The organism is uncultured Clostridium sp. (assembly GCF_937920395.1).
Lineage (GTDB): Bacteria > Bacillota > Clostridia > Clostridiales > Clostridiaceae > Clostridium_AD.
In genome coordinates, this window is the sequence record NZ_CALEVF010000387.1 from 1 (window position 1) to 7,009 (window position 7,009).

The window sequence follows — 7,009 nt, forward strand, 5'->3', positions numbered from 1 at the left end:
GGTGACTGGAGTTCAGACGTGTGCTCTTCGATCTGTATTGGTATGTCTTATTAATTAGGGACATAATATTATTTTATATTATTATATAGGAATAATAAGTAACATACTCATCTCAGAATATTTCCTAATACTAATCCATCCTCGACTTATAAAAGAAATAAAAATTCTACAGAAGCTTGTCCCTATTTTAAGCAAATCAAACTTTGGTATATTGTCTTATAATATAAATCTTATTTGTAATTGGTTCAAAATCTCTAATTTCATTATTAATTTTTTTATGTACTTTTTATTTTACTCTTCTAGCTGTAACATAATCATTTCTTCCCACAGGTGAAATTTTAATAAAATCTCCTGTATGAGGAGCATGTATATAATTGTTATCCCCAATGTACATCCCCATATGATGAGGATTAGCGAACGTTCCAAAAAACACCAAATCTCCTGGTTGAAGCTTATCCCTTGGTACTTCTACACCATCATTAATCTGATCAAATGTGGTTCTTCCTACAGATATTCCAAAATGGGCATATACGTATTGAGTGAATCCTGAGCAATCAAATCCTGAAGGCGTTGTTCCACCCCACAAATATGGTGTCCCAAGAAAGGTAGAAGCATAGGCTATTATAGCAGCTTGCGATACAGTAGCTCCACCCCTTGAAGGCGTATATTTAGGAGTAGATTTCCTTATATTACTTAGTTTCGTTGTACTATTTTTTATTGACACTTGAGGCTGGGTTATCTTCTGCACTGAAACATCTTTCTTACTATTTAATCCAGCTATCAATTTATTTTGTACTTCTTTAGCAACAATTTCTTTACTCTTTAATTCGGTTGTTAATTTATTTTGTGACTCTTTAGTGACCAGTATCGTGTCTATCTTCTGCTTATTCTCTACTTGCAAACTCTGTAATGCTCCCTTTGTCGTATTTAGACTTTGCTGTTTTTTATTTAATTCATCTTGAGCAGCTTTAAGCCTAGCCGCTAGCTTTTTATCAAACTCTATAATGGTTTTTATGTTATCTACTCTTGATACAAGATCACCAAAACTCTCTGAATTTAGTATAATACTCACGTACCCCTCTGAACCGTTCATGTACAATACTCTCATTCTACTATTATATAATTTTTGTTCCTTCTGTGCATCACTTTTAACCTTATTAATCTGCACAGTTGCACTTTCGATTGCCTTTTCAGTTTCAGCTATCTTTCCTTTATTCTCTTCTGTTTTAGTCATAATCTTTTCGATTTCATTATCAAACTCTTCTATTTTTGTTTCGACTCCGTCTCTCTCAGTCTGAATTTTCGTTAGTGAATCTTTCTGCTGTTGTAACTTCTCATTTACTGGGGCCGCTAATGCAGTTACATTTGACGTGAAAATTAATGTAATTACAACCGCAAGGTTTCTCAATACATTCTTCATTATTACATCTCCTTCATTTATTTAAAATTATAAAACACTTAATAAATATACCAAAAACTTATGTGTTTGTTGTGAAGATTACCAGCATGCACACATTTTTTTTAAAGCTATCCCTTTTATTATTTCTAAGGTTAGGTTAAAACTTGGTCATATATGAACTGATTAATTCCTAAGTTAGCAAATAGTCATCAATTTATTCATAGTATTAAGATTTACATGTTTCATTTAATATCACTCCTTAATTGTTTTTGTCTATATGTTAATTTGTACATTAAAGAGTATATTACATCTTTCTAGTTTATAAAAAAATATAACCGTAGTCGAATTTATGAACACCTTAAGATTTTTAAAAACATATTTCATAAATAAGTTTAACAATGTAAAATATGTTAATAAATACTTTGTTATTTTTACTCAATGGAGATCTTACAACCTAGCTTATATGTTATTATTACTTTATAAACTTTGAGTAAATAAGCCTCATATGAATCTGGATAGAAATAGAAAGATTATGATATAAATATGTAAATTTAATAAGGAGTGTAATACGTTGAAAACTAAATGGGATAAAATTATAATCGGTGGGCTTTTAATTATTTGCTTGATATCGGCTCTTCTTTTATATATTACAGAAAATACTGGAACCGATAATAAGAAAGCTGTTATTAAAGTACAAGGAAAAATAATTAAAGAAATACCATTACCTAATTATGAAAAGAGCAAGATTTATAAATTTGATTTTTATGGAAACAACGGTTATTTAGAAGTAAAAAATGGAAGTGTAAGAATGCTTGAAATGGATAGAAAAATTTGTCCTAAGAAAATTTGCTCTAATACCGGATGGATAAACACCAAATATAAAATTATAGTTTGTTTACCAAATAAAATTGAAGTTAATATTGAATCTACAAAAAATGAAAAAATAGACGCAATGTCTAACTAAGAAATCTAGATCCAATTATAATATAATACAAAAATTGCGCCAGAAATTGATATATATAAGTTATATAATATATCTCATTTTTTATATAAAAATTATACCTTGTTTAGCTCTTAACTAGAAAAACGCCAAAATTAATATCTAATTTTGGCGTTTTTTCTTTAAATCACAATATTCTATTTTAATCAGCGAGAGTTTTATTCTCAACTGGTTTTGCTGCTATACTTGCTGCTGGAGCTTCCTTTATAAAAGCTTTAATTGCTCCAGTAGGACATTTAGCTGTGCAAGTAGTTTCATTACACTCTGACATACAAATTTTGCTGTCTACTACCGCTAAATTATTTTCAACTTTTATAGCACCATGCAAACAATTTTTAACACAAATTCCACAACCAATACATGCTATTGTGCAAAGTTTACGAGCTACTGCGCCCTTGTCATTTGATTTACAATTTATAGCTACATGAATACCAGGTGGAACTAAATCGATAACTTTCTTTGGACAAACTGACTTACATACTCCACAGCCTGTACATTTTTTCTCATCAATAATTGGCAATCCATTTTCGCCCATTGTCATTGCACCAAAGGGACAATTTTTAACGCATGTTCCAAATCCCATACAACCATACTGGCATCCCTTGGGTCCACCTTGTAGTAATGATGCTGCAACACAATCTTGTACACCTTTATACTCATAAGCTTTAACAGCCTTCTCTTTGCTACCTGCACAATGTACGAACGCAATTTTAGGTTCAACTTCAGCTGCTGCTTTACCAGTTAATTCAGCTACCATTTTTGCAACAACTGCTTTACCTGGAACACAAAGATTTGGTGCTACATCTGGGTTTGTAACTACGGCTTCTGCATAACCCATACAACCAGCAAATCCACAGGCTCCACACTGACCTTTTGGTAATATATCTTCGACTATGTGAATTAGAGGATTTATTTCAATAGAAAACTTTTTATTAGCAAATGCTAAAATCAAACCAAACACCAATCCAACTATTGTCATTACAATTAACACTGCAATTGCAATTTCTAAATTACTCATATTAATTTTTCAGCTCCTTTTTATACTGGTATCATCCCAGAAAATCCTAAGAAGGCTAATGCAAGCATTCCAGCTAAAATAAACGCTACACCAAGCCCTTGAAGTGGTTTTGGGACATCCGCAAGTCTTAATTTTTCTCTTAAACTTGCCATAAGGACGATTGCCAAAGTAAAGCCTAACCCGGCGCCTACTGCAGTTACCGCACTGTCTAAAAACGAATTATTATTTTCTACATTTAAAAGTGGTACACTAAATACAATACAATTTGTAGCAATTAATAATAAATAAATACCCCACATGTTATATAAAGTAGGTGCATATTTTTTAATAATCATTTCTAAAAGCTGAACAAAACTAGCAATTAGAAGTACAAATACCACCGTTGTTAAAAATGTTAAATTAAAAGGTGCTAATACAAAATGATAAACCAACCATGCCATCATAGAACTTAATGTCATAACTGAAGTTACAGCCATTCCAATACCAATAGACGCATTTAAGCTTTTCGAAACTCCAAAGAAAATACAGAGTCCTAAAAACCTTGTTAAAACAAAATTATTTACAACTATATTACTTGCAAGTATGGTTAAATAATGACCCATTACATCTCACCTCTCTCGAGTTTAACTTTTTCGCTATGGTCAATCCACATCTTAAAACCAGCTACCATGTAGCCAATTAATATAAATGCGCCTGGTGATAAAACCATGATAAGTGCTGGATTATACCAAGAACCAAGAACTTTTATTCCAAATAAGCTTCCTGCACCAATGAGTTCACGAACTACCCCAATTAACACAAGTCCAAGTGCAAAACCACAGCCCATTCCAAGTCCATCAAACATAGATGGAATAACCTTATTCTTTGAAGCAAAAACTTCTGCTCTAGCTAAAATAATTGCAAAAACAACAATTAATGCAAGATATATTCCTAGCGCCTTATTAAGTGCTGGCAAATATGCCTGTAATACTAACTGTACTACAGTAACAATTGTTGCAACTGAAGTAATATACACCGGTACACGAACCGTCGGATTTACTAATTTTCTAGTAACAGATACAACCATATTATTAGCAGTAATAACAAACAATACTGCAAGTCCCATAACCAAAGAATTTAGCGCACTACTTGTTACCGCGAGTGCAGGGCAAAGACTAAGTGCAAGAACAAAAATCGGATTCTCTTCAATAATCCCTTTTTTAAATATGTTCCATAAATCTTTCATATTATTTCCTCCCTACAAACTGTGTAACTTCTTGCACAGCTTCTTTAATGCCTTTAGTTACCGCTTTAGAAGAAATGGTAGCACCAGTCATAGCTTGAATATTATTTGTTTTTGTTGGGTCTTTTGTTACTTCTAAATCTTTGACTGCCTTACCTTTAAATTGGTTTCTAAAAGGATCTTTACTTGCATTATCTCCAAGTCCAGGTGTTTCTTTACTCTCTAATATAGTAAATTCAATAATTTTGCCCTGTGGTGTAACTGCCACTAGCATTGTAATTGCTCCACCATATCCTTTACTTTCTGCGGGTACAACATATCCAACTATTTTTCCATCTTTTTCTGCAGTAAACCAATCAGGTTTATTTTTTATAGGATTAAACTTTTGTGCACCTACCACTAATGATTTCATTGCATCAGTTTTAATTCCTGCCGCAGTTTTTACTGCAACTGGCGCAGTTATAAAATATACTATAGCAATAATCAATCCTGATATAAAACAGGCAATTGTTAAATTTATAGTAATTTGAAAAATACTATATTTTTTCTCGTGATTAACCTTTGGCTCGATATTATTCTCATCTGACATTTTTCACTACCCCCTTGCTCCAAATTTAACAGGCTTCATAAAGCGATCAATAAGTGGTGTAACTGCATTCATTAATAAAATAGAATAACAAACCCCTTCAGGGTATCCACCCTTAAGCCTTATTAATACCGTAATCGCTCCAGCTCCAATAGCAAAAACTATCTGCCCTTTCTTCGTAATTGGGATGGTAACCATATCTGTAGCCATAAAGAAAGCTCCAATAATTAGGCCTCCAGCCATCATATGGAATAACGGATCTCCTGTAAACAAACCAGTTGGTCCACATATCCAAGTTAAAATACCTACAGTTCCAATCATAAATACTGGAACTACCCAATTTGCATAACCTTTATAAATTAAATATATTCCTCCAAGCATAAGTAATATTGTAGATGTTTCCCCTATACTTCCATTACGAAAACCAAGGAATAAATCCTTATACATTTGAGGTGCGCTTCCAAAAGTTTCAATTAATTTTGAATAACCTTGTTGTTTTAAAATATTTAAAGGTGTTGCGGATGATACAATATCTACCTTTCCGCTCAAATTTGTCCAAGTTGTCATTGCAACTGGCCATGAAACCATAAGAGCAGCACGTCCAATATGAGCTGGATTAAAAATATTAAATCCAAGGCCACCCATAGCGTGTTTTGCAACTACAATAGCTAAAAACGAACCTACTACTGCCATATAAGGCGGTATTGATGGTGGTAAACACATTGCAAGCAAAAATCCTGTTAAAAATGCACTTCCATCAGAAACAGTTACTGGTATTTTTCTAAGTTTTTGTACTATATATTCAAATCCTACCGCAGATAAACTTCCCGCAAGTATTACAAATAATGCAGGAGTTCCAAAGTGATAAATTGCGAAAAGCGCAGCTGGTGTTAACGCTAAACTTACACTCCACATAATTTTAGAAATAGATGCTTCTGCACGTATATGTGGTGATGTGGTTACGGTAAAAAGATTCTCTTGTAATTTTACTTCACTCATTTAGCTAGAGCCTCCTTCTTTTTAGCAGCATCTGCATTGTTTCTCATTTTGCTGTATTTAATATATTGTACAATATTACGCTTAGCTGGGCATACATAAACACAGCTTCCACATTCAGCACAATCAAAAAGATTTTGTTCAAGTTTTGCTTCCTCATATAAGTCATTTTCTCCTAGTATACTTAGCATACTCGGATTAAGTCCACAAGGACAGACACTTACACATTTACCACAACGAATACAAGGAGATTGAGTTCCGTTATTAATATCTTTTTTATTTAATGCAAGTATTCCTGAAACTCCTTTAATTATAGAAATATTTAAATTTGATTGAGCAAATCCCATCATCGGACCACCCATAATAATTTTAGCTGGTGGTTCTTTAAATCCGCCACAATTAGCAATGGCATCTTCAAATGATGTTCCTATTCTAAGCAAAAGGTTTTTAGGTTCCTTGATAGCACTTCCACTTATAGTTGTTACTCTTTCAATTAATGGAATTCCACTTACAACTGCGTCACAAATTGCAACGACTGTACCAACATTTTGAACAACTACACCAACATCCATTGGTAAGCTTCCTGACGGAACCTCACGATTTACAAGTACTTTAATAAGCATTTTTTCAGCACCTTGTGGGTATTTAGTAGGTATTGCCACTACATTAACTGTAGTTCCTGCAAATGCCTTTTGCATAGCAATGACAGCCTCTGGTTTATTATCTTCTATTCCAACAAATGCTTTTTCAACTCCAAGAACCTTCATTACTAATTTTACACCAATAGC

The 7,009-nt window shown here is 32.9% G+C and carries 8 protein-coding genes; 1 reads left to right on the forward strand and 7 read right to left on the reverse strand.

Going from position 1 to position 7,009, the window contains the following annotated elements; translation table 11 throughout:
* Window positions 1-286 precede the first annotated feature (286 nt).
* On the reverse strand, window positions 287-1,420 hold the full coding sequence (locus Q0649_RS22665) for a C40 family peptidase (RefSeq protein ID WP_298847330.1): 1,134 nt from the start codon (window positions 1,418-1,420) through the stop codon (window positions 287-289).
* A gap of 550 nt (window positions 1,421-1,970) precedes the next feature.
* Between Q0649_RS22665 and Q0649_RS22670 the strand changes: the two genes are divergently transcribed.
* Window positions 1,971-2,363: a NusG domain II-containing protein gene (locus Q0649_RS22670; RefSeq protein ID WP_298847333.1), complete on the forward strand. Its 393-nt coding sequence runs from the start codon at window positions 1,971-1,973 to the stop codon at window positions 2,361-2,363.
* Window positions 2,364-2,541: 178 nt separating this feature from the next.
* Here Q0649_RS22670 and rnfB read toward each other — a convergent pair whose 3' ends face one another.
* The 6 genes from rnfB to Q0649_RS22700 form a co-directional block, all read right to left on the reverse strand.
* The gene (rnfB, locus tag Q0649_RS22675; RefSeq protein WP_298847336.1) at window positions 2,542-3,417 is read right to left on the reverse strand and encodes an RnfABCDGE type electron transport complex subunit B; all 876 of its coding nucleotides are present in this window, start codon (window positions 3,415-3,417) and stop codon (window positions 2,542-2,544) included.
* A 20-nt stretch (window positions 3,418-3,437) separates the two neighbouring features.
* Window positions 3,438-4,019, reverse strand: a complete 582-nt coding sequence (locus Q0649_RS22680; RefSeq protein WP_298847338.1) for an electron transport complex protein RnfA — start codon at window positions 4,017-4,019, stop codon at window positions 3,438-3,440.
* The gene (gene rsxE, locus Q0649_RS22685) at window positions 4,019-4,642 is read right to left on the reverse strand and encodes an electron transport complex subunit RsxE (protein WP_298847341.1); all 624 of its coding nucleotides are present in this window, start codon (window positions 4,640-4,642) and stop codon (window positions 4,019-4,021) included. Before rsxE ends, Q0649_RS22680 begins: the two co-directional genes overlap by 1 nt.
* A gap of 1 nt (window position 4,643) precedes the next feature.
* Window positions 4,644-5,228 carry an FMN-binding protein gene (locus Q0649_RS22690; protein ID WP_298847344.1) on the reverse strand — a complete coding sequence of 195 codons (585 nt, stop codon included), beginning with the start codon at window positions 5,226-5,228 and terminating at the stop codon, window positions 4,644-4,646.
* 6 nt (window positions 5,229-5,234) lie between these two features.
* Window positions 5,235-6,224 carry an RnfABCDGE type electron transport complex subunit D gene (locus Q0649_RS22695; RefSeq protein WP_298847347.1) on the reverse strand — a complete coding sequence of 330 codons (990 nt, stop codon included), beginning with the start codon at window positions 6,222-6,224 and terminating at the stop codon, window positions 5,235-5,237.
* Window positions 6,221-7,009: RnfABCDGE type electron transport complex subunit C (locus tag Q0649_RS22700; protein ID WP_298847349.1), on the reverse strand; the 789-nt coding region annotated here is incomplete at its 5' end. The genes Q0649_RS22700 and Q0649_RS22695, both read right to left, overlap by 4 nt.